This is a genomic window from Lentzea sp. NPDC058450 (assembly GCF_042721395.1).
In the GTDB taxonomy this organism is placed as follows: domain Bacteria; phylum Actinomycetota; class Actinomycetes; order Mycobacteriales; family Pseudonocardiaceae; genus Lentzea.
The window spans coordinates 47,558-67,792 of sequence record NZ_JBHXLO010000034.1 but is presented as its reverse complement, the minus strand read 5'-3'; the positions used below and the strand labels follow the sequence as shown (position 1 = coordinate 67,792).

Below are 20,235 nucleotides of genomic sequence, written 5' to 3'. Positions count from 1 at the left end.
CACCCACCTCCGCCTGAAGGCCGGAGCAGCGCGCGGGGATGTCATCCCGCAGCGGTACGAGGTCTGGCCGATCGGCTGGTTGACACCTCCTCGTTCGTTTGGACTCAGCCGCCTTTTCGGGATTGAGTCGTGACCCGACTTTCGTGCACACTTCGTGCTGCCGTCATCTGGGGGCGGCACCGGGGGCTTGGGGGAAGGTCGCTCTACTCATGCGTGTTTCGTTTCGTGCTGCCATCTCGGTGGCGCTGCTCGTCGGTTTCTACGTCCTCGCCTTCGGGTTGATCGCGGGCCTGCTGGCCCTGGAGACGTACGTCCTGATCGAACGGCCTGTCGTCGGGCTCAAGTTCGCGCTGTTCGTCGTGCCCGTGGTGTACGCGATCGGCAAGGGTCTGCTCTCGCTCGACCGCCGCGTCCGCGCCGAGGTGCCCGGCCTCCTCGTCACGCCCGAGGAGCAGCCCGACCTCTGGAGCCTGGTGCGCCGCCTGGCGAAAGAGGTCGGCACCCGCCCGCCGGACGAGATCAGGATTCTCGCCGCGGTGAACGCCGGCGTCTCCGAGGACACCCGCTTCCTGGGCCTGCGCGTGCTGAAGCGCCGCATGTTCATCGGTGCACCGCTGCTCACCTCCTTGACCGAGAAGCAACTCATCGCCGTGCTCGCCCACGAGCTCGGTCACTACGCCAACAAGGACACGCGCCTGGCCGGTGTGGTGGTCTCCGGCCGTGACGCGATGCTGCGCGCCGGTTCCCACATGAACACCGAGAAGTGGTTCCAGCGCATGATCGCGAAGCTGTTCCGCGGCTACGCCAAGCTGTACCTCCGCGTCTCGCAGGCCATCAGCCGGCGCCAGGAGTTCGCCGCCGACCGCTTCTCCGCCACCCTCGCGGGCTCGTCCGCCGCCGCGTCCGCGCTGCGCGAACTGCCGGTGATCGACGCCGCGTGGGACCTCTTCACCGAGCGCCACCTGACCGTCGCGTGGGAGCTCGGCTACCTGCCCACGACGTTCTTCGACGGCTTCGCCCGCCTGCGCACCGCCCCCGAGCTCCACGAGAAGCTGGAGGAGATCCGCCAGGACCCGCACGACCCCGACCGCGGCCCGTACGACTCGCACCCGCCGTTGAAGGACCGCATCGGCGCCATCGAGACCATGGCCCTGGAACCGGAGTCGGGCTGGGGCGACCGCCCGGCGCTGGACCTGCTCGCCGACCCGATGCCGTTGCTCGACGCCGCCGTGCTGGACACGCTCGTGGCCGACGCCGCGGCGAAGGAACGCGTCGACTGGGCCACGCTCGGCCACATCGGCGCGCGGGCCCGAGTCGTCCGCGGCACCCAGCGCCTGCTGGAGAAGAGCGCGGAGCTGACCGGCAAGCAGCCGTCACTCACGACCGTGCTCGACGCCCTGGACGCGGGCCACCTCGCCGACCTCGGCACTCACGTGCCGGGCGACCGCGAGGCAGGCGCCCGTGCCCGCCGCGAGATGGCACGCGGCGAGGTGCTGCCGGAGCTGTCCGCGTTGGTGGCGCTGGCCTTCTCCGACGCGGGCCTCGCGCACTGGGAACTCGACTGGCTGGGACGAACCACGTTCGTCACCTCCTCTCAGGACTTCGACATGGCCGAGCACCTCGACGCCGCGGTCGCCGACCACGGCAGCACCGCGGGCCTCCGCGCCGCACTCGCCACCGTCGGCGTGGCCCCCGACTACCGCCCCGCGCACTGAGCGCGTTCGATCTTCTGGAGAACTTCCCGTGGTGCTCTCGCTTCTCTTCAAGCCCAAGGAACTCGTCCGCGTGGTCCGCCTCATCCGCGAGGCGAAGCGCCGCGGTGTGGAGGTCGACGAGCTCCCCACCGACGTCGTGGCCTCGTTCGTGCTGCCCAAGACCCACCCCGAGCGCTACGGCCTGGTCCCCGACGACGAGGTGACCACCACCTCCCCCATCGCAGACCTCGCACTCGCCGCCGTGAAGGACGACGTCCGAGCCGGCAACTGGGAGAACGCCGCCGACCTGGTCGCCGCTACCGGCGGCGACTGGGACCGCCGCGACCGGGTCGTCTGGGCCCTGGCCGACCTCGCCGCCAAGGACGACGCCTGGATGCAGGCCTGGATCGAGGCCCGCCCCGGCGACCCGCACTGGATCGTCGTGCACTCCCGCTCACTCGTGGCCCTGGCCTGGGAGATCCGCGGCAGCGCCAGCGCCTCCGCGACCACCCGCGAACAGTTCGACGGCTTCCACCGCGTCCTGTTCGAGGCGCGCGAGGCCGCCGCCATCGCCGCCTCGGTCCTGCCCGACGACCCCACGCCGTGGAGCACGTTGCTGACGCTCGGCCGCGGTCTGCAGGTGGACAACGACGAGTTCCGCGCGATCTGGGCCGAGCTCGTCGCGCGCGACCCGCTGCACCACTCGGCGCACACCCAGGCCCTGCAGTACTGGTGCCGCAAGTGGTTCGGGTCTGATGCCTTGGCGCTGGAGTTCGCTCTGGAGGCCGCGGCCAAGTCGCCGAAGTTCCTCGGGTTGCCGTTGCAGGCCGCCTATGAAGCCGACAACTCCGACTCGAACATGTGGAAGGACCCTTCGGTCGTCCGGTCGCTCGACGCTCTGCTGGACCGGTTGGCGGATGAGGGGGCGGACACGCACGCGCTCCGGAACGACCGGGGGTATGCGATCTTCGGGCTGATGCAGTTGCGGCGGTTCGAGGAGGCTGTGGGGCAGTTCCGGGCTTTGGGGGCGCTGGCGGATGCCGGGCCTTGGAACTACTTCGAGGAGCCTCGGTTGTCGTTCTTGAGCGTTCGGGGGAAGGCCGTCGGTGAGATGGCCAAGGGGCGCGGGGTGAAGGCTCCTGTCCGGTAGGGCGGGGCGAGGGGTTGGGGTGCGGGGCTTGGCCGAGGCCGGGCTTGGCCGAGGCCGGGTTTGGCTGGGCTGGGGTGTGGAGCTTGGGCTTGGTCGAGGCCGGGTTTGGCCGGGCTGGGCTGGGTGTGAAGCTCGCGCTCGGGCTGGGTTTTGAAGCTCGGGCTAGGAGTCGCAGGCTGGGATTGGGGCTTGAGGGTCGGCGCGGTACGTCGCGGGCGGAGGTCGGGGCTAGGGCCGCGGGCCTGCGGGGTCGGGATTGAGGCTCGGGTCGCGGGCTGGGGCTGGGGTTGTTGAGGTTGGGACAGCGGGCCGGCGTGGGGACGCGGGGCTGAGGTAGCTGGGTTGAGCTGCGGGCGTGCGGAGGTTGGAGCTCGCTCGGGGCTGGGTGTGAGAGGGACAGGCCGGCTCAGCGGGTTGAGTTGAAGCGGGTTGCCGGGGCGGGGTGGTGGCCTGCTTGGTTGGGTTGGGGCTGACCGCGGAGGCGGGTTGCCGGGGCGGGGTGGTGGCCTGCTCGGTTGGTGGTGGGCTGCTTTGGGTCAGCCGATTGGTTGTGGGGTTCTGGCTTGCGGAACTGATGGTGGGCGGCGGTCCATCACGGCCAGTTCCAGTTGGCGGGCCGGGGAGTCGCCCAGCAGTTTGCGGGCCAGGGTGGTGCCCTTGCGTGGGGCCAGGGCCAGTTCTGCTCTCAGGGCTTGGACGCCTACGTAGTGGGTGACCTCTTCGAGGATTGATTTCGTGTCCGGGATTGAGCGGGTTCTGCGGATCGCGTCTACCGCCGCTCGTTCCAGCGGGGCCACGTGGAAGCCCCTTCTGATGGCCGGTTTGGGCAGGCGGTCTGTTCGTTCCAGGCGCAGGGTGGCGTGGCCCCAGGCTCTTGAGTTGCGTGGGGCGAGGACGTGAATTGCGTCTGCTGTCGGGAGGACCGACCTCATGCCGTGGAGGTAGAGGGCGTCGTAGGCGGTCAGCATTGCTCCCTCGCCTGTGTAGAGGAGGGCTGCCTGGACCAGTTGTTCTCTCGACGGGCCCGCTCTGGAGAGCAGGACCATGTTCGGGAACAGGCGTTGCCACGGGCCGCCTGGGCGGGAGCGTTGGTCGATCAGGGACGCGGACAGTCCTATGTGGAGCAGGGCTGCTACCGGGGCCACTCGGTGCAGGAAGAGGGTGCCCAGGGTTTCCAGGTCGATGGGGTGGCGCATGGGTTCAGCTTGCGGCAGGGGTGGGTGTGGGAGTGCCGGCACAGCTGAAGTTGTGGATAACTCGCGGGTTGTGGACAGGTTGCGATCATTCGGGCTTCGGTTCGAAGTCCGCTGTCCTTTCTGGACTCTCGCGGAGGAGGGACGCTGGGCGCACCGCCAGCGAGCCGAAGCGGGAACGGGCCTGGTCGGCGGCTTGATCGGCTTCGCGCCAGCCTCGTTCCGGTGCGTCGAAGATCAGCTGCTGGGCCGAGTCCGCGTTGTCAAGACCCTCTATTCGGACGCCGATCAGGCGGATGGCTCCGGGTGGGGTCTGGGTGTCCAGGAGTTCCACGGCCACTCGGTAGACCTCCTGGGTCACGTCCGTGGCGACCGGGAGGGTGCGGGAGCGGGTGATCGTGGTGAAGTCGGCGAAGCGGACTTTGATCGAGACCGTTCTGCCCAGCAGACCCTTGGCGCGCAGGGAACCCGTGGAGCGTTCGGAGAGGCGGAGTAGTTCCCGGCGCAGCAGCGAGCGGTCGGTCACGTCGATCTCGAAGGTCTCCTCGGCGCCGATCGACTTCTCACGGGAGACCGGGACGACCGCGCGGTCGTCCACGCCGGAGGCCAGGGCGTAGAGGTGGTCAGCCAGGGCCGTGCCCACCTTGCGGCGCAGGCGCGGCAGCGGCGTGGAGGCCACGTCGGCCACCGTCTTCAGGCCCAGTTCCTCAAGGCGAGCAGCGGTTTTCGCGCCCACGCCCCACAGCGCGGAGACGGGCAACGGGTGGAGGAACTCCAAAGCGGCAGAAGAAGGCACGACCATCATGCCGTCGGGCTTGCACATGCCCGAGGCGAGCTTCGCGAGGAACTTCGTCGAGGCCACGCCCACGGAGCAGGTGACGCCGTGGTCGGCGAACACGCGCGACCTGATCAGCTCACCGACGCCGCCCGGCGTCAGGCCGAGGCGGCGGAGAGCGCCGCCGACGTCGAGGAACGCCTCGTCCAGGGACAGCGGCTCCACCAGCGGGGTGATGTCGCGGAAGATCGCCATGACGCCCCGCGACACCTCCTGGTAGAGGTCGAACTGCGGCGGCAGGTAGACGGCGTGCGGCGCCAGGCGGCGGGCGTGGGCCGTGGGCATCGCGGAACGGACGCCGAACGTGCGGGCGAGGTAGTTGGCGGAGCAGACGACGCCGCGGCCACCGATGCCGCCGACCACCACGGGCACGGATTCGAGTTCCGGGCGTTCGCGGATCTCCACTGACGCGTAGAAGGCGTCCATGTCCACGTGCAGCATCCGGCAGCCCGTGTCGTCGGGCCACACACCGTCGCGCGCACGGTATCGATCGACCAGGCCGCGTGGCAGGTTCGCACTGCGACCCATGAACACCCTCCTCGAACGCCAGTTCGAAACGGATCCTACAGTTCGTACACGCGCGCTGCGTTCTCCGACGCGATGAGCCGCGCTATCCGGTGAGCGTCCTCTTCCAGGAACGCGTCCGTGCGCAGCCCATCGGCCAAGAAGTCGGACAACGCGCGCCGGAACAGCAACGCACCGAGGTAGTACAACTCGGGCAGTGCGAACGCGTCGGAGGAGAAGAGGAACTTGCCGTACGGCACGATCTCCAGCGCCTCCGCGAACACCCGCGACGCCTGATGCCCCAGCCCGTGCGTGGCCAGCCCGAGATCGCAGAACACGTGCGGGAACACCTGCGCGAGATACCCGGCCTGCCGATGGAACGGGTAGTTGTGCAACAACAACACCGGCACACCGAGAGACGCGGTCGCACGCAGGAATGGCGTCAGCAAAGTCGGATCGCACAAGTGCAGGTCGAGGTCCGAGTCGCCGTACCCGACGTGGAACTGCAACGGCAGCCCGGCGTCCAGCGCCTCCCACGCCAGCCAGGCGATCACCACCGGGTCCGCCAACCGCCCCGACGTCCACGAAGCACAAGCGCGCAGAACGTCGGCATCCGAAGGCCGCGCACCAGGCAGCCCGAGCCCGATCCGGTAAGCCGCAACGGACTTCGCCCCCACCGCGGCACCGGAGGCCAGCTCCGACCGCACCGCCGAGACGAAGTCCGCGGGCGACACGTCCGGCCGCACGGACTCCGCCAACGCCTCCAGCCGCACGATCGAGTGCGCCACTCCCCCGCCCAGCCCGGCCAGCTCGGCGCCGGACAACAACAACTCGGGCCGGAACCCACCGTCCACCAGGAACGTGTGAATCCCCGACGCCATCAGGAACGTCCGCGACACCTCGGCGATGTGCAACGAGTTCCGCCGTTCGAGGTACGCGTCAGCGGAGGCGTGCCGGGGCAGGTCCAGCAACGGCGCGCACCACCGCCGCACCGCGAACCCCAGCGCCGAGTCGAAGAACGACCCGCCCAGCGGAGAGACCTCATCGGCCTCCAACAACAACGACTCGAACTCCGGCCGTGTGCTGTCCGCGCGCAACACACCATGACAGTGGTGGTCGATCAGCCCGAGTTCGGCGACGAACGGCAAAATGCCCATAACCTTAGGATCGTGGACTCTGCGGAACGGGACCAGCGGTTCGAGCGGGCGACCGAGCTCTTCGACGGGCTCAACGCCAGGGACGTGAGCGTCGTGGCGCTCACCTGGGTCGACAACAGCGGCATCACCCGCACCAAGTCGGTGCCCCTGCGCAGGCTGGCCCACGCGGCCGCGCACGGCGTGGGCGCCTCACCGGTGTTCGACGTGTTCCTCTTCGACGACTGGATCATCCAGGGCCGGTTCGCGGGCGGCCCGGTCGGCGACCTCCGGCTGCACCCCGACCTCGACCGCCTCACGCCCCTCGCGGGTCAGCCGGGCTGGGCCTGGGCCCCCGCCGACCGGCACTTCCAGAACGGCGTCGCGTACCCCATGGACCAGCGCCTGCAGGCGCGCAAGGCCGTCGCGAAGCTCGCCGAGCACGGCCTCACCGCCCAGGCCGGCTTCGAGATCGAGTGGTGCGCGGGCAAGCAGGGCACCGACGACTGGGTCCCCGCGACCACCGGCGGCGCGTACGGCCACGCCCGCCAGGTCGAGCTGTCCGATTACTGCGTCGACCTCCTCAACGCCCTCGACCAGCAGAACGTCGAGGTCCTGCAGTTCCACCCCGAGTACGCCGCGGGCCAGTTCGAGATCTCCACGGCCCCGGAGGACCCGCTGAACGCCGCGGACACCGCCGTCCTCGTCAAGGAGACGATCCGCGCCGTCACGATCCGGCACGGCATGCGCCCGTCGTTCTCGCCCAAAGTCATCAACGGCGGCGTCGGCAACGGCGGCCACCTGCACCTCAGCCTCTGGCGCGACGGCACGAACCTCTTCGACGGCTTCCAGGACGAGGCGCGGAGGTTCAGCGCCGGCGTCCTCACCCACCTCCGCGCGTTGTGCGCGATCGGCTGTCCCTCTCTCGCGAGCTACCTCAGGCTCGTGCCGAACACGTGGGCGGCGCCGTTCGTGGCGTGGGGCGAGGAGAACCGCGAGACGGCGCTGCGCCTGATCAAGGACAACCTCGAGATCAAGTGCTTCGACCTCACCGCGAACCCGTACCTGGTCGTCGCGGGCGTGCTCGCCGCCGGTCTCGACGGCATCGCCACCGAGGCCGAGCTACCCGAGGGCCTCAACGTCGACCCGGCCCTGCTCGGCACCGTCCAGCGCCTGCCCACGTCGCTGAAGGAGGCCGTCGACGAGTTCGAGAAGGACTCGGTGCTCGCCGAGGCGTTCGGTCAGGAGCTCGCCGGCACCATCGCGGACGTCCGGCGCGGCGAGATCGAGCGGTACAAGGACGCCAGCCCCCAGGGCATCGCCAACATCACTCGCTGGCGGCACTGAGCTCCTTGCGCAGCCGCGTGAGCGCCCGGTGCTGAGCCACCCGCACGGCACCGGGCGTGGAGCCGACCGCCTCGGCCGTCTCCTCCGCCGACAGACCCACCATCACCCGCAGCACCACGATCTCGCGCTGCTTCTCCGGCAGCACCTTCAACAGCGTAGCCATCTGGTCCGACAGTTCTCCCTGCATCGCCCGCTGCTCGGGCCCGGCCGCCGTGTCCATCGACTCCGGCAACTCCGGCACGGCCTCCGCCCGGTTGCGCGAGAAGCTGCGGAACGAGTCCGCCACCTTGTGCGCCGCGATGCCGTAGACGAACGCCAGGAACGGCCGCCCCTGATCGCGATACGACGACAGCGAGGTCAGCACCGCCAGACAGACGTCCTGCGCAACGTCATCAGCCGACGCGAACGTGCCGACGCGCGCACGGCAGTACCGCAAGACCAACGGCCTGATGGTGCCCAACAGCCGTTCGACGGCGGCGCGATCACCGGCGACAGCGCGCGCGACGTGCTCGTCGGCCGACTGCTGGCGACCCGAGTAGTAGGAGGCCGCCGGCGGGTCGACCGGCTCCTCGGGAGCGACGGTGGTCCGCTCGACCAACGCGTCGATCGTGCCCCGGGATGCGGAGACCGGCCCACCGACGGATGAGGCCTGGACGGCTTCCGCGGGCACCTTGCGGTGCAGGCCGGGTGAGAACTCCACGTTGATCACCGTTCCTCTTCTGGACGCCGGCGCACGGCAAGGCGCGCGCGCCGGATCCGTCCTTCGACCGCGCGCGGGGTGAGCCGCATCAGCTCACCGATCTCCGCATGCGAGTAGCCCTGGTCAGAAAGGAAGAGCAACCGCCGGGTGTCCTCGCTCAGCGCGGCGAACGCGGCGTTCGCGATCTGCTGTTCGATGACCGCGTCCTCAGGGGTTCCCTCGGCTTGGACGTGTTCGAGGGAAGCAAGGGTGTCCACGAGCCGTACGTCCTGCCAGCCGTGCGCACGCGTCTGCCAACGCCGGTAGACGTTGGGAAACGCGAGCACGCACGCGTTGACGAAGTACTCGGTCAACGGCTGGCCGTGCTCAACGGACCATTCGCGCCCGAGCAGTCCCCGGTCGCGGAAGTAGACGAACCCCTCGTACACGGCGTCGCTCGCCAGTTCCTCGGCCTCCTGCGGCGCGATGTCCTGCTTCTGCAGGTACCGGCCGTTCCGCCCGGAGCGGGCGAAGATGGCACCGGACCGCACGAGTTTCGTAACGATCGTGAGTCCGTGTCCGAGAAGCTGGCGGTGGAACTGGTCCCAGCGGACACCGGTCAGCCCCGACTCGCGGAAGTGCTGAACCAGCACCCCGTCGATGCGCAGCCGGTCGGCGGCAAGCGCTGAGTCCGAACTTCCCATGCCCCCTGCGTCCCTATGTCGGCGTCTTCCTGCCCTCTAGGTATGTCGTTTGGGTGCGTTCTCCCCACGCAACCGCTACGACTCGTCACAAATGCAAACGAATGTCACCCGATCGGGACAGCTAACGACGCGATTTCCTTGCGAAGGCGACCGAGCGCGCGGTGCTGTGCGACCCGCACCGCACCCGGCGTCGACCCCACCGCGTCCGCGGTCTCCTCCGCGGACAGACCCACCACGACGCGCAGCACGAGGATCTCCCGCTGCTTCTCCGGCAGGAGGTGCAACAGCTGTCCGAGCGTGCCGTTCAGCTCGTCCTGGAGGACGAACTCCTCCGGTCCGTGGCCCCGGACGGCTTGGTCGGGGACCTCGGCCACCGGCTCCGCACGGTTACGAGCCAGCGACCGGTGCGCGTCGGCGACCTTGTGCGCGGCGATGCCGTAGACGAACGCGAGGAAGGGCCGACCCTGCTCCCGATAGTTCGGGAGAGCCGTCAGCACGGCCAGGCAGACCTCCTGCGCGACGTCGTCCGCGGTTGTCGCGGAACGACCCACACGTGCGCGACAGTACTTCACCACCAGCGGGCGCAGGTGGCGAAGTAGCTGCTCAGTGGCCCTGCGCTCGCCCCGCACAGCCAGACTGACCAGTTCCGCGGATAACGCTGAACTCTCCATCCGAAGGTTCCCCTCGTCGACGTCCCGTGGAGGAGACGTGCGACGCGTCACTCCTTATGCGGAAAGTAGGGAGAACTTTCAAACGTCACCCGTTCAGAGCAACGAAGAGCGGTTGGTAATAGGCGTCGAGCAACCACTCCACGTAACCGAAACCCGCGCGTTCCGCCAATTCGGTGATTTCGTGACGAGTAATCGCCCAATACCGTGCCTTGCCCACGACGACCCGCCACGCGTCCGCTTCGTGCAGCCGGAACATCTCCAGCTCGTACTGATCGCCGTCCCAATGCCAGAGCTGGAACCACACGACGCGACCCGGCCCGACGGACGGAGGAGTCGCCAACGGACGCTCGTTCCGGATCGCGTCGTAGTCGCGCGTAGAGAGGATGATCCGACCACCGGGCCTCAGCACGCGGCGCATTTCACGCAGCGCCGCGAGCACGTCACCGGGCGTCAGCAAATGGGGCAACGCGTTGTCCGCCGCCAGCACCACGTCGAAGGAGCCGTCCGCGAACGGCAACGCACGCATGTCCGCAGCGAACGCAGGCACCGAGACGCCACGCGCAGACGCCTCCACAACGGCCCGAGAGGCCGCCAGAGGGCTCAGATCGGCACCCACGACCTCATAGCCGCGCAACGCCAGACCGATCGCCTGTGTGCCGATGCCGCACGCACAGTCCAGAACGCGCGCGCCCGCCGGAACGAACTCCGCGAGCTGCGCCGCCTGACGGGCCATCGACGCGTCCCAGTCCGGGAACATCAGGTCGTACGTCCCGGACAGGGCGTCGTAGAAGGCGCCGGTCAAATCAGCTCCTCGACCCCCACGGTCGAACGCAGCTTGGCCAGCGCGCGGTGCTGGGCGACCCGCACGGCGCCGGGCGTGGATCCGATGGCCTCGGCGGTCTCCTCCGCCGTCAGCCCGACCACGACGCGCAGCAGCAGGATCTCCCGCTGCTTGTCCGGCAGCAGCCGCAGCAGCTGACCGAGCCGCGCCGACAACGACCCGAGCAGCGCGTTCTCCTCGGGGTCGATCGTGAGCGACGGCCCGTCCGGCACCTCGGCGACGGGCTCGGATCGGTTGCGCGCCGACACCCGGTGCGCGTCGGCGACCTTGTGCGCGGCGATGCCGTAGACGAACGCCAGGAACGGTCTTCCCTGTTCACGGTAGGTGGGCAGGGCCGTCAGCACGGCCAGGCACACCTCCTGCGCCACGTCGTCAGCCGACGCGTACGCACGTTCATTGCGGCCTACGCGCGCACGGCAGTAGCGCGCCACGAGCGGTCGCACGGAGGCCAGCAGTCGTTCGACGGCAGGCCTGTCACCCGCGACGGCCTCGTTGACCAGTGAGGCCAGCAGGTCGGAACTTTCCATCTCGTCGGTCCCTACTTCGGCAGCGGAGGCCATTATCGTTCGCCGCCGCGTCGTTTGGGACCACTCATCAGGGTCATAAAAGTCCCGAATGCAAACCGTTTCAGGCGATGGTCCGGCGTGCCAGCACGTGCAGCCTGGCGGCGACGTCCCGCAGCGGGGACCTGGTTGCGGCAGCCAGTTCCAGTTCCGCGAGCGCGTCGGCGGCACCCGGATTCGCGTCGAGCACGACACCGGGGACCAGATCAGAAACTACCCCGTGACCTTGCAGGATTTCGACTGCCAACCCCGCGTCGAGGACGAGTTTTTCGAGCCCGGCCACGTCGAACCGGCGCTGCAACGGGTCGCGCGTGCCCGCGAGCTGCCCCGCGTCGTCGTCCAGCAACCGCCGCGCGTCGACGATCCGGCCGGCGATCGCGCGGTGCAGGATCGCCGCGAAACGGTTCGCGACCAGCACCGACACCGCGCCGCCGGGGGCCACCGCGGCGGCCATCGACGCGAGCGCGGCCGGTGCGTCGTCGACGACCTCCAGCAGCCCGTGCGCCAGCACCAGGTCGGCCTCACCAGCGGGAACGCCCAGCGCGTCGGTGTCGCCCTGCACGGCGTTGATGGTCACGCCGGCCTCGCGCGCACGGGTGTTGAGCGTCGCCAACGCGTTCGGGGACGGCTCCACGACCGTGACGGCGCATCCGGCCGCGGCGAGGGGCACGGCCCAGACACCGCTGCCGCCACCGACGTCGAGCACGCGCGGCGGTTCTCCACCCCTGCGCTCGCGTGCGGCGGCCAATTCCGCGTCGAGCAGCCTCTGTACGGCGTCCGGTCGCATGGCCAACAGACTAGGAGACCCTAGAGTAGGTCTGTGCATACGGTGTCCGTGCTCAGCCTCAAGGGAGGCGTCGGCAAGACGACGGTGGTGCTCGGCCTGGCCTCTGCCGCCCTCCGCCGTGGTGTCCGCACGCTGGTGATCGATCTCGATCCGCAGTGCAACGCCACGTCGACGCTGGAGCCCGAGGAGTCCAAGGCCAGCATCTACGACGTTCTGCAGGACCCGTCCGAGGAGAACCTGGAACAGGCGATCCGCCCCAGCCGCTGGGGTGACGGCATCGACGTGCTGTCCGGGTCCGAGGACGCCGAGCTGCTGAACCACCCCGATCCGAACGAGTCGCGGCTGCACCGCCTGAAAGACGCGCTGCGCACGTTGCGGGACATGTACGACGAGTTCCCGTACCACCTGGTGCTGCTCGACTGCCCGCCCTCGCTCGGCCAGCTGACCCGCTCAGCGCTGGTCGCGGCCGACCGCGCGCTGCTGGTCACCGAGCCGACGATGTTCGCCGTGGCGGGCGTGCAGCGGGCGTTCGAGGCCGTGCAGAACGAGCGCGAGCAGAACAACGCCGACCTCCAGCCGCTGGGTGTCGTCGTGAACCGCGTGCGGCCGCGTTCGCACGAGCACCAGTTCCGCATCGACGAGCTGAGGGACATCTTCGGCCCGTTGGTGATGCCCGTGGCGTTGCCGGACCGTCTGGCCGTGCAGCAGGCACAGGGCGCGTGCATGCCCATCCACGAGTGGGGCACGCCGGGCGCACGGGAGGTCGCACTCGCGTTCAACCTGCTGCTCGCCCGCATCCAGCGCATCTCGCGCAGCCGGCGCCGGGCCGTGCACCACGACTTCGACGACGACGAGATCCAAGAGGCGGTGGATGCCTGAGGGCGACACCGTCTTCCTGGCCGGCCACCGGATGCACGAGGCGCTGGCCGGGAAGACGCTGCGCCGCGGCGAGCTGCGGCACCCTCGGCTGTCGACGCTGGAGCTGACCGGGCTGGACGTGCTGGGGGTGCGCACCTACGGCAAGCACATGTTCACCCGGTTCTCCGACGGCCACAGCCTGCGCAGCCACTTCCGCATGGACGGCTCGTGGCACCTCTACCGGCCGGGCGAGCGCTGGCGCCGTCCGGCACACCAGGCCCGCGCGGTGTTCGAGGTGGACGACCGTCAGGCCATCGGATTCGCGCTGCACGACATGGAGTTCGTGCCGACCGCTGAAGAGGATCGGCTCATCTCACATCTCGGACCTGATCTTCTAGCTGATGGGTTCGACGCCGCTGAGGCCGTTCAGCGGTTGACCGCTGATCCTTCCCGGGGCATCGGGCTCGCATTGTTGGACCAGCGGATCATGGCCGGTGTCGGCAATCTCTACCGCGCGGAAGTTTGTTTCCTGTTGGGAGTTCTTCCCACGACTCCGGTGTCATCTGTGGACGCCTCACGTGCGGTTGCGCTGTCGCGGAAGCTCTTGCAGGCCAACCAGTGGCGACCGGAACAGATCACCACGGGCGACCGCCGGGTGCAGCACTACGTTTTCGAACGCACGGGCAAACCCTGTTTGCGTTGCGGCACAAGAGTCCGATCGGACGAGATCGAGGGCAGATTCGTGTACTTCTGCCCAAAATGCCAATCCGGTTGAACCGAGACGCGCTCCCGCCCGTGTCCCCCAATATGGCGGTAAATCTGGATGCGCTGCGCCCCGGCTTCACCGACGACCCCTACGCCGTGCTCAAGAGCCTGCGCGACGCGGGCCCCGTGCACAGGGTCGAGACCTTCGGCGTGCCGATGTGGCTCGTGACCCGGTACCCCGACGTGCGCGCCGCGTTGGACAACCCGCTGCTGTCCTCCCACGGCAAGGCGCTCGCCGAACCGCTGCGCGGCCATCCGCACTTCGCGTCGTGGTGGTTCGGCGACCTGTCGGACCACATGATGAACAGCGACGAGCCCGACCACACGCGGCTGCGGCGCGCGGTGTCGAGCCAGCTCACGCCCCGGCGCATCGCGGCGCTGCGCCCCCGGATCGAGCAGGTGGCGACGCAGCTCGCGGACGAGTTCGCGGACGGCCGGTGCGACCTGATCGCGGACTTCGCGGCCCCGCTGCCGATCACCGTGATCATGGAACTGCTCGGCGTGCCGTCCGTCGACCAGGAGAACTTCCGCTACTGGGCCGACGTCGTCACGGGCCTCGCCGACGGTGACGCGTCGTCCGCGCGCGAGGAGACCTCCGGGTACCTGCGCGACCTCGTGACGCACAAGCGGACGTCCGGCGACGACGACCTGATCGGCGGCCTGGCGCGCGCGACCGGCGAGACCGCGCTGAGCGACGACGAACTGGCGTCGCTCGCGTTCCTGCTGCTCGTGGCGGGCTACACGACCGCCGTCGACCTGGTCGGCAACGGCGCGCTGGCGTTGCTGCGCCACCCCGAGCAGCTCGAACTGCTCCAGCGCTCCTCGTCGCTGCTGCCCGGCGCGATCGAGGAGTTCCTGCGGTTCGACGGCCCGACCTCGCACCTGCTGCGGTTCGCCACCCAGCCGTTGACCATCGGTGGCGTGCAGATCCCGGCGGGCGACGTCGTGCTGCTGTCGCTGGCGTCGGCCGAGCACGACCCGAACCGCTACCCGCGCGCCGACCAGCTCAACATCGAGCGGGCGGACCGGCAGCACCTGGCGTTCGGGCACGGCATCCACTTCTGCCTGGGCGCGCCGCTGGCCCGGCTGGAGGGCGAGGTGGCGTTCAAGACGCTGCTGTCGCGGTGCGCGGGGCTGGCGCTCGACACGTCCCAGCCGCTGGGGTGGCGGGTGTCGCTCGGGAGCCGCGGGCTGCGGGCGTTGCCGGTGACGTTCCTGGCCAAGCCGAAGATGCCGCTGGACGAGCAGGCGACGATCAAGGTCGCGAAGCCGACCTTCTAGCGCGCAGCCGGTCCAGCTCCTGCCGGGCGCCGGGCAGGTGGCCCGCGTCCATCAGGCGCAGGAAGTAATGCGCGTACCCGGACGGCATCGGCAGCAGCTCGCGGAAGCCCCGGCGCAGCTCCTCCGCCTCCAGCCGCTGCTCGGTGGTCAGCTCGACGTGCAGGTCGAAGTAGCCCGACCCCTCCATCAGCTCGGCCCAGTCCTCGATCTCGTCGGCGAGCGGCTCGTCCTTCCAGTCCGACTTCGGTTCGAGCCTCTTGAGCACGTACTCGACCGGGTTGCCCAACGCCACGCTGACGGCCAGCGTCACGTCGTAGTACGGCCGGTCAGGTCGCCACAGTGCGATGAACGCTTCTTGTGCGGTAGCGCCGCCTGCGAGCAGAGCGCGCGCTTCGTCCGTGAGATCCCCCATGCCGTTCATGATGCCCAGGGATGTAACGCAGGTGCTCGAAGTCGGCAACCATTAGCGTGAGTCAGCCGATGACAGCACCACGACATCCACCACCAGCGTCTCCCACGCGTGCGGCGCGCGCGTTCGAGGAGCTCTACGAGGCCGAGTTCGACGTCGTCATGGCGTACTTCGCGCGGCGCACGTCGGATCCGCAGACGGCCGCCGACCTGACCTCGGACACGTTCGTCGCCGCCATCACGTCGTTCGCGACGTTCGACCGTGCACGGGGCACGGCACGAGGCTGGGTTCTCGGCATCGCACGGCGGGTGTTCGCCCAGCACTGCGAGACCGTCACGCGCGGACGGGACGTGGTCGCGCGCATCCGGGGACGGCGAGTGCTCGACGGCGACGAGATCGCGGAGCTGGTCGCGCGGATCGACGCGGAACGGGCCGGGCGCGAGCTGATCGCGGCCATGTCCGCGTTGAGCGCCACCGACCGCGAGGTGATCGAGCTCGTGGACCTGGTGGGGATGGCGCCGAAGGACGCCGCGACGGTGCTGGGCATGTCGTCCGGCGCGCTGCGGCTCAGGCTCTTCAGGGCGCGTGGCAAGGTGCGCGCTCTCGCGGACGGGGGACAGTGATGACGACGTTCAAGGACAAGCTGCTCAACGACCTGATGCGCGAGCACGGCGAGACGGTCGAGGAGGCGCCTGAACGGCCCGTGAGGTCCACACGGCCGTTGCTCGTGGCTGCTGGTGCGCTCGTGCTGGCCGGGGTGGCGACCGTGGCGATCGTCAACAACGACTCGCCCGCGTACGCCGTGACGAAGAACGCCGACGGCACGGTCACGGTCACCATCAAGGACATCAAAGGCGTGGACGGGGCCAACGCGAAGCTGCGCGAGTACGGGATCAACGCGAAGGCCGTGCCGATGTCGCGGGACTGCGCCGACCTGGACGAGAGCAAGATGGACGCGCGCGACTACCGGCTGCCGGACCACGGCGAGGACGGGTCGCTGACGTTCCGGCCGGGCGACCTGCCCGACGGCTACAAGGTGCTGCTGGGCATCTCGAACCTGCCGAACCGCGGCAACGGGCTGGGCTACACCGGACCGATCCGCGACCCCGCCCCGGACTGCCTGCGAGAGGTCGGGAGCTAGGTGCCGCGCGCCCGCCCTGAGCTGCCGTTATAGGGTGGGCGCGTGGTGTACAAGCAGGTGGTTCGCAGGGCGTTGTTCGGAATGCACGGCGGCGACGCGGAGCGGGTCCACGAGACCACGCTCGCCATGATGGAGCGGCTGAGCCCGCTGGCGCGGTTCGCCCGCAACCAGAACAACCCGCGCACCGTCTTCGGTGTCCGCTTCCCGAACCCGGTCGGGCTCGCCGCGGGCCTCGACAAGGACGGGCGCGCGCTGCCGGCGTGGGCCGCGCTGGGGTTCGGGTTCGTCGAGGTCGGCACCGTCACGTGGCACGCGCAGCCGGGCAACCCGAAGCCGCGGCTGTTCCGCCTGCGCGAGGACGAGGCGATCATCAACCGGATGGGCTTCAACAACGCGGGTGCGCAAGCGCTTGCCGCGAAGCTCGACCACACGCCGTTGAAGGCGCCGCTCGGCATCAGCCTCGGCAAGTCCAAGATCACGCCGGTCGAGGACGCCGTGCAGGACTACCTCGACTCGCTGAACGCGCTGAAGCACCACGGCGACTACTACGCGATCAACGTCAGCTCGCCGAACACGCCCGGCCTGCGCAGCCTCCAGGACAAGGGCGCGCTGACCGAGCTCGTTCAGGCCCTCACCGCCGCCACCGACAAGCCGATGCTGGTCAAGATCGCGCCCGACCTCACCGACGACGCCATCGCCGAGGTCATCCAGGTGTGCGTCGACAACGGCATCAAGGGCCTCATCGCCACGAACACCACCCTCAGCCGCGAGGGCCTCGTCAGCGCGCACAAGGCGGAGACCGGCGGTCTGAGCGGCCGGCCGCTGACCCAGCGCGCGAACGACGTGGTCCGGTTCATCACCAAGAACAGCGACCTGCCGGTGATCGGCGTCGGCGGCATCCGCACCGCCGACGACGCGAAGCGCATGATCGACGCCGGGGCGAGCCTGGTGCAGATCTACACCGGGTTCATCTACGAGGGCCCCGGCCTGGTGTCGCGGATCAACCGGGCACTGAGGTGAGCGTGCGCTCGACGTGTTCCCAGCGGCCGACCGGACGGTAGCCGCGCAGGACCGTGAACAACGAGCGCAGCACGGCCACGAAGTCCACGAACACGATCACCATCAGCAGCGGGTAGGCCAACGGCGCCAAGGCGAGCAACGGAGCCTTGGCGCGCCACGGTTCGGTCAGATCGCCGATGATGGTGAACAGCGCCACGCCCGTGTACACCGAACACAGCAGCAGGATGCCGGTGAACCAGCCCGTCTGGAACGTCGCGCTGATGACGACGTAGATGAACACGGGCTCGAACAGCACGAGCACCTCCCCCGCCGCCGTGTACGGCAGGTGCACCCAGGTGAGCAGCCGCGAGCACGTGCGGCCGAAGAAGAGCGAGCGGTGCTTGTAGAACGCCTGCAAGCGCCCGAACTTCCACCGGAACCGTTGCCGCAGCAGGCCTTTGAGCGACGGCACGGCCTGCGTGTACGCGATGGCGTCGGCCGCGAAGATGATGCGCCAGTCGTAGTTCCCGCGCATGGACAGGATCTTCATCGAGAAGTCGATGTCCTCGGTCATCGTGTCCGTGTCGAAGTAGCCGCACGCGCGCACGATCGACGTGCGGAACATCGACCCCACACCGCCGATGACGTACTCGCAGTTGAAGACCGTGTAACCCTGCTTGAGCCGGTGCACGACCGCGTACTCCAGCCGCTGCACCCACCCCAGCGCGCCGCGCTGGTCGGCGATCTTCACGTTGGCCGCCGCCGCGAGCACCATCGGGTCGGCGAAGTGCGCGACCATCTTCGTGACGGCGCTGCGGGACAACGTCGAGTCGGCGTCCAGCACCATCACCAGGCCGTCGCCGACGAGGTGCATGCCGGCGTTGATCGCCGCCGCCTTGCCCGCGTTCTCCTGCGAGACGACCTGAACGCGCTCGCCGAAGCGGTGAAGAGCGGCCACCGTGCCGTCCGTGGAACCGTCGTCCACCACGATCACGGAGACGTCGTCGTAGCAACTGTCCAAAACGGACTGAACCGCCCGTGCGACGCACAGCTCCTCGTTGTACGCGGGGATCACGACCCACACCGTTGGCGTGTAAGGCAATGGACGTGAACGGAACAACGAGAGGTCGTAGAGGTCAGCCGCCACCAGGACGACACACACGCGCACCACGCCGATCATCGCGAGCGGCACCATCAACCACGCGAAGGATGTCATCGGCGGTGACGCAGCAACCGGATGCGTGTGGCGACCAGACTGCCCGCGATGATGGCGCAGGCGAAGAAGAGCACCACGTAGTACGCGGCGACCATGACCGAACTCCCTCCAGTGGACCGGAAACTGGATCGGTCCGAAGTGGAGTCACGGAAACCACACCAACGTGTGGTGGCTAGTTACGGCGCGCAGCCCTGAGCCAGCGCATCACCGGGTGCAGGATCACGACCAGGAGCGAGCCCCACACCATGCCGCCGAGCTCCAGGTCGCCGATCTCGATGGTCAGGTCACCGACACCGGCCACCAGCGCGGCGCCGCCGACCATCGCGTTGACCGGGCTCGCCAGGTCGACGCCGCGGTCCATCCAGATCCGCACGCCGACCAGCACGATCAGGCCGTAGAGCACGAGCGTGCAGCCGCCCAGCACCCCCGGCGGGATGGTGCCGAACAGCGCGATGGCCTTCGGGGAGAACGCCAGGAGCACCGAGAACACGCCGGCGAACGCGAACGCCGCCGTCGTGTAGACGCGGGTCACGGCCATCACGCCGATGTTCTCGGAGTACGTCGTGGTGCCCGCGCCGCCGCCGAGGCCGGACAACGCGGTCGACAGGCCGTTGGCGATGATCGCGTCACCCGCGCTGCCGTCGAGGTTGCGGCCGGTCAGCGCCGCGACGGCCTTCACGTGCCCGACGACCTCGGCCACCAGCACGATCACCACGGGCAGCATCAGCAGCACGACCGACGGCCGCAGCTCCGGCTGGTAGAGCCGCGGCAGGCCCACCCAGGCCGCCTCGCGCAGCTCGGCGATCCGGGCGGACGGCACGGCACCGAACGCGAGGCCGCCCATCCAGACCGCCACGAAGCCGATCAGGACCGAGAACCGGAACACCAGACCGCGGCCCAGCACGCCGGCCAGCAGGATCACCACGGTCGTGAGACCGGCGAGCAACGGCTGCTCGCCGAAGTTCGAGGTGGCCTGCCGCGAGAGGTTCAGGCCGATGAGGATCACGACGGCACCGGTGACGACCGGCGGCATGACCGACTCCAGCAGCCGCACGCCGAGCGCCTTGACCGCGATGCCGACGACGATCACCAGCAGGCCGGCGGCGACGACCCCGCCGAGCTGCGCCGCGATGCCCTGCTCGCGGGCGGCGATGAGGGGCGCGACGAAGGCGAACGACGAGCCGAGGTAGCTCGGGACCCGGTTCTTGGTGATCACCAGGAACAGCAGCGTGCCGAGGCCGGAGAACAGCAGCGTGGTGGCGACGGGGAGACCGGTGGCGGTGGGCACGATCACCGTGGCGCCGAACATGGCGACGAGGTGCTGCACTCCGAACCCGATGGTGAGCGGCCAGCTCACCCTCTCCTGGGGTGCGACGGTTTCACTGTCGGTGATCCGACCGTCCCCGTGCACGGTCCACAACGCCAATGCACTGCCTCCCGGCAATTCAGCCGGACTTCCCGCAGA

Annotated in this window: 21 protein-coding genes; 9 read left to right on the top strand and 12 right to left on the bottom strand. The window is 69.3% G+C overall.

The genetic code is table 11. The annotated features are described in order from the left end of the window. Window positions 1-209: 209 nt before the first annotated feature. Complete coding sequence (locus ACFWNN_RS37225; protein WP_382444651.1) at window positions 210-1,715, top strand: M48 family metallopeptidase; 1,506 nt, start codon at window positions 210-212, stop codon at window positions 1,713-1,715. A gap of 28 nt (window positions 1,716-1,743) precedes the next feature. After that, window positions 1,744-2,844 carry a DUF4034 domain-containing protein gene (locus ACFWNN_RS37220; RefSeq protein ID WP_382444650.1) on the top strand — a complete coding sequence of 367 codons (1,101 nt, stop codon included), beginning with the start codon at window positions 1,744-1,746 and terminating at the stop codon, window positions 2,842-2,844. Window positions 2,845-3,380: 536 nt separating this feature from the next. On the opposite strand, the gene ACFWNN_RS37215 is transcribed toward ACFWNN_RS37220, so the two are convergent. From ACFWNN_RS37215 to ACFWNN_RS37205, 3 genes are all read right to left on the bottom strand, one after another. Further along, a complete protein-coding gene (locus ACFWNN_RS37215; protein ID WP_382444649.1) occupies window positions 3,381-4,040 on the bottom strand; it encodes a hypothetical protein in 660 nt (219 codons plus the stop codon). Between the two features lie 85 nt (window positions 4,041-4,125). Next, on the bottom strand, window positions 4,126-5,400 hold the full coding sequence (locus ACFWNN_RS37210; RefSeq protein ID WP_382444648.1) for a DNA polymerase IV: 1,275 nt from the start codon (window positions 5,398-5,400) through the stop codon (window positions 4,126-4,128). A 35-nt stretch (window positions 5,401-5,435) separates the two neighbouring features. Beyond that, window positions 5,436-6,533, bottom strand: a complete 1,098-nt coding sequence (locus tag ACFWNN_RS37205; RefSeq protein WP_382444647.1) for an amidohydrolase family protein — start codon at window positions 6,531-6,533, stop codon at window positions 5,436-5,438. 12 nt (window positions 6,534-6,545) lie between these two features. Between ACFWNN_RS37205 and ACFWNN_RS37200 the strand changes: the two genes are divergently transcribed. Next, window positions 6,546-7,856: a glutamine synthetase gene (locus ACFWNN_RS37200; RefSeq protein ID WP_382444646.1), complete on the top strand. Its 1,311-nt coding sequence runs from the start codon at window positions 6,546-6,548 to the stop codon at window positions 7,854-7,856. On the opposite strand, the gene ACFWNN_RS37195 is transcribed toward ACFWNN_RS37200, so the two are convergent. From ACFWNN_RS37195 to ACFWNN_RS37170, 6 genes are all read right to left on the bottom strand, one after another. Then, a complete protein-coding gene (locus ACFWNN_RS37195) occupies window positions 7,837-8,463 on the bottom strand; it encodes a sigma-70 family RNA polymerase sigma factor (RefSeq protein WP_382444682.1) in 627 nt (208 codons plus the stop codon). The two genes, ACFWNN_RS37200 and ACFWNN_RS37195, sit on opposite strands and share 20 nt — an antisense overlap. A gap of 98 nt (window positions 8,464-8,561) precedes the next feature. After that, window positions 8,562-9,239, bottom strand: coding sequence for an RNA polymerase sigma factor (locus ACFWNN_RS37190; RefSeq protein WP_382444645.1), 678 nt, complete (start codon window positions 9,237-9,239; stop codon window positions 8,562-8,564). A 104-nt stretch (window positions 9,240-9,343) separates the two neighbouring features. Then, window positions 9,344-9,910, bottom strand: coding sequence for a sigma-70 family RNA polymerase sigma factor (locus tag ACFWNN_RS37185; protein ID WP_382444644.1), 567 nt, complete (start codon window positions 9,908-9,910; stop codon window positions 9,344-9,346). Window positions 9,911-9,995: 85 nt separating this feature from the next. Then, a complete protein-coding gene (locus ACFWNN_RS37180; protein ID WP_382444643.1) occupies window positions 9,996-10,712 on the bottom strand; it encodes a methyltransferase domain-containing protein in 717 nt (238 codons plus the stop codon). Further along, window positions 10,709-11,278: a sigma-70 family RNA polymerase sigma factor gene (locus ACFWNN_RS37175; protein ID WP_382444642.1), complete on the bottom strand. Its 570-nt coding sequence runs from the start codon at window positions 11,276-11,278 to the stop codon at window positions 10,709-10,711. Before ACFWNN_RS37175 ends, ACFWNN_RS37180 begins: the two co-directional genes overlap by 4 nt. A 100-nt stretch (window positions 11,279-11,378) precedes the next feature. Continuing rightward, window positions 11,379-12,101, bottom strand: a complete 723-nt coding sequence (locus ACFWNN_RS37170; protein ID WP_382444641.1) for a class I SAM-dependent methyltransferase — start codon at window positions 12,099-12,101, stop codon at window positions 11,379-11,381. Between the two features lie 33 nt (window positions 12,102-12,134). On the opposite strand from ACFWNN_RS37170, the gene ACFWNN_RS37165 reads away from it, so the two are divergent. From ACFWNN_RS37165 to ACFWNN_RS37155, 3 genes are read left to right on the top strand one after another with little or no spacing between them, the layout of a single operon-like run. Next, the gene (locus tag ACFWNN_RS37165) at window positions 12,135-12,980 is read left to right on the top strand and encodes a ParA family protein (protein WP_285638866.1); all 846 of its coding nucleotides are present in this window, start codon (window positions 12,135-12,137) and stop codon (window positions 12,978-12,980) included. Next, window positions 12,973-13,734 carry an Fpg/Nei family DNA glycosylase gene (locus ACFWNN_RS37160; protein WP_382444640.1) on the top strand — a complete coding sequence of 254 codons (762 nt, stop codon included), beginning with the start codon at window positions 12,973-12,975 and terminating at the stop codon, window positions 13,732-13,734. Before ACFWNN_RS37165 ends, ACFWNN_RS37160 begins: the two co-directional genes overlap by 8 nt. Before the next feature lie 32 nt (window positions 13,735-13,766). After that, on the top strand, window positions 13,767-15,005 hold the full coding sequence (locus tag ACFWNN_RS37155; RefSeq protein WP_382444639.1) for a cytochrome P450: 1,239 nt from the start codon (window positions 13,767-13,769) through the stop codon (window positions 15,003-15,005). Here ACFWNN_RS37155 and ACFWNN_RS37150 read toward each other — a convergent pair. Beyond that, window positions 14,980-15,417 carry a hypothetical protein gene (locus ACFWNN_RS37150; protein WP_382444638.1) on the bottom strand — a complete coding sequence of 146 codons (438 nt, stop codon included), beginning with the start codon at window positions 15,415-15,417 and terminating at the stop codon, window positions 14,980-14,982. The two genes, ACFWNN_RS37155 and ACFWNN_RS37150, sit on opposite strands and share 26 nt — an antisense overlap. Window positions 15,418-15,485: 68 nt before the next feature. Between ACFWNN_RS37150 and ACFWNN_RS37145 the strand changes: the two genes are divergently transcribed. The 3 genes from ACFWNN_RS37145 to ACFWNN_RS37135 are packed head-to-tail and all read left to right on the top strand — an operon-like array spanning window position 15,486 to window position 17,575. Continuing rightward, window positions 15,486-16,037, top strand: a complete 552-nt coding sequence (locus tag ACFWNN_RS37145; protein WP_382444637.1) for an RNA polymerase sigma factor — start codon at window positions 15,486-15,488, stop codon at window positions 16,035-16,037. After that, window positions 16,037-16,555, top strand: coding sequence for a hypothetical protein (locus tag ACFWNN_RS37140; RefSeq protein WP_382444636.1), 519 nt, complete (start codon window positions 16,037-16,039; stop codon window positions 16,553-16,555). The genes ACFWNN_RS37145 and ACFWNN_RS37140 overlap by 1 nt, the downstream gene beginning before the upstream one ends. A 42-nt stretch (window positions 16,556-16,597) precedes the next feature. After that, on the top strand, window positions 16,598-17,575 hold the full coding sequence (locus tag ACFWNN_RS37135; protein ID WP_382444635.1) for a quinone-dependent dihydroorotate dehydrogenase: 978 nt from the start codon (window positions 16,598-16,600) through the stop codon (window positions 17,573-17,575). Here the strand turns inward: ACFWNN_RS37135 and ACFWNN_RS37130 are convergent. Both ACFWNN_RS37130 and ACFWNN_RS37125 read right to left on the bottom strand, forming a co-directional pair. Further along, the gene (locus tag ACFWNN_RS37130; protein ID WP_382444634.1) at window positions 17,556-18,770 is read right to left on the bottom strand and encodes a glycosyltransferase; all 1,215 of its coding nucleotides are present in this window, start codon (window positions 18,768-18,770) and stop codon (window positions 17,556-17,558) included. The genes ACFWNN_RS37135 and ACFWNN_RS37130 overlap by 20 nt on opposite strands. A gap of 172 nt (window positions 18,771-18,942) precedes the next feature. Beyond that, window positions 18,943-20,127, bottom strand: coding sequence for a uracil-xanthine permease family protein (locus ACFWNN_RS37125; RefSeq protein WP_382444633.1), 1,185 nt, complete (start codon window positions 20,125-20,127; stop codon window positions 18,943-18,945). Between the last annotated feature and the right edge of the window lie 108 nt (window positions 20,128-20,235).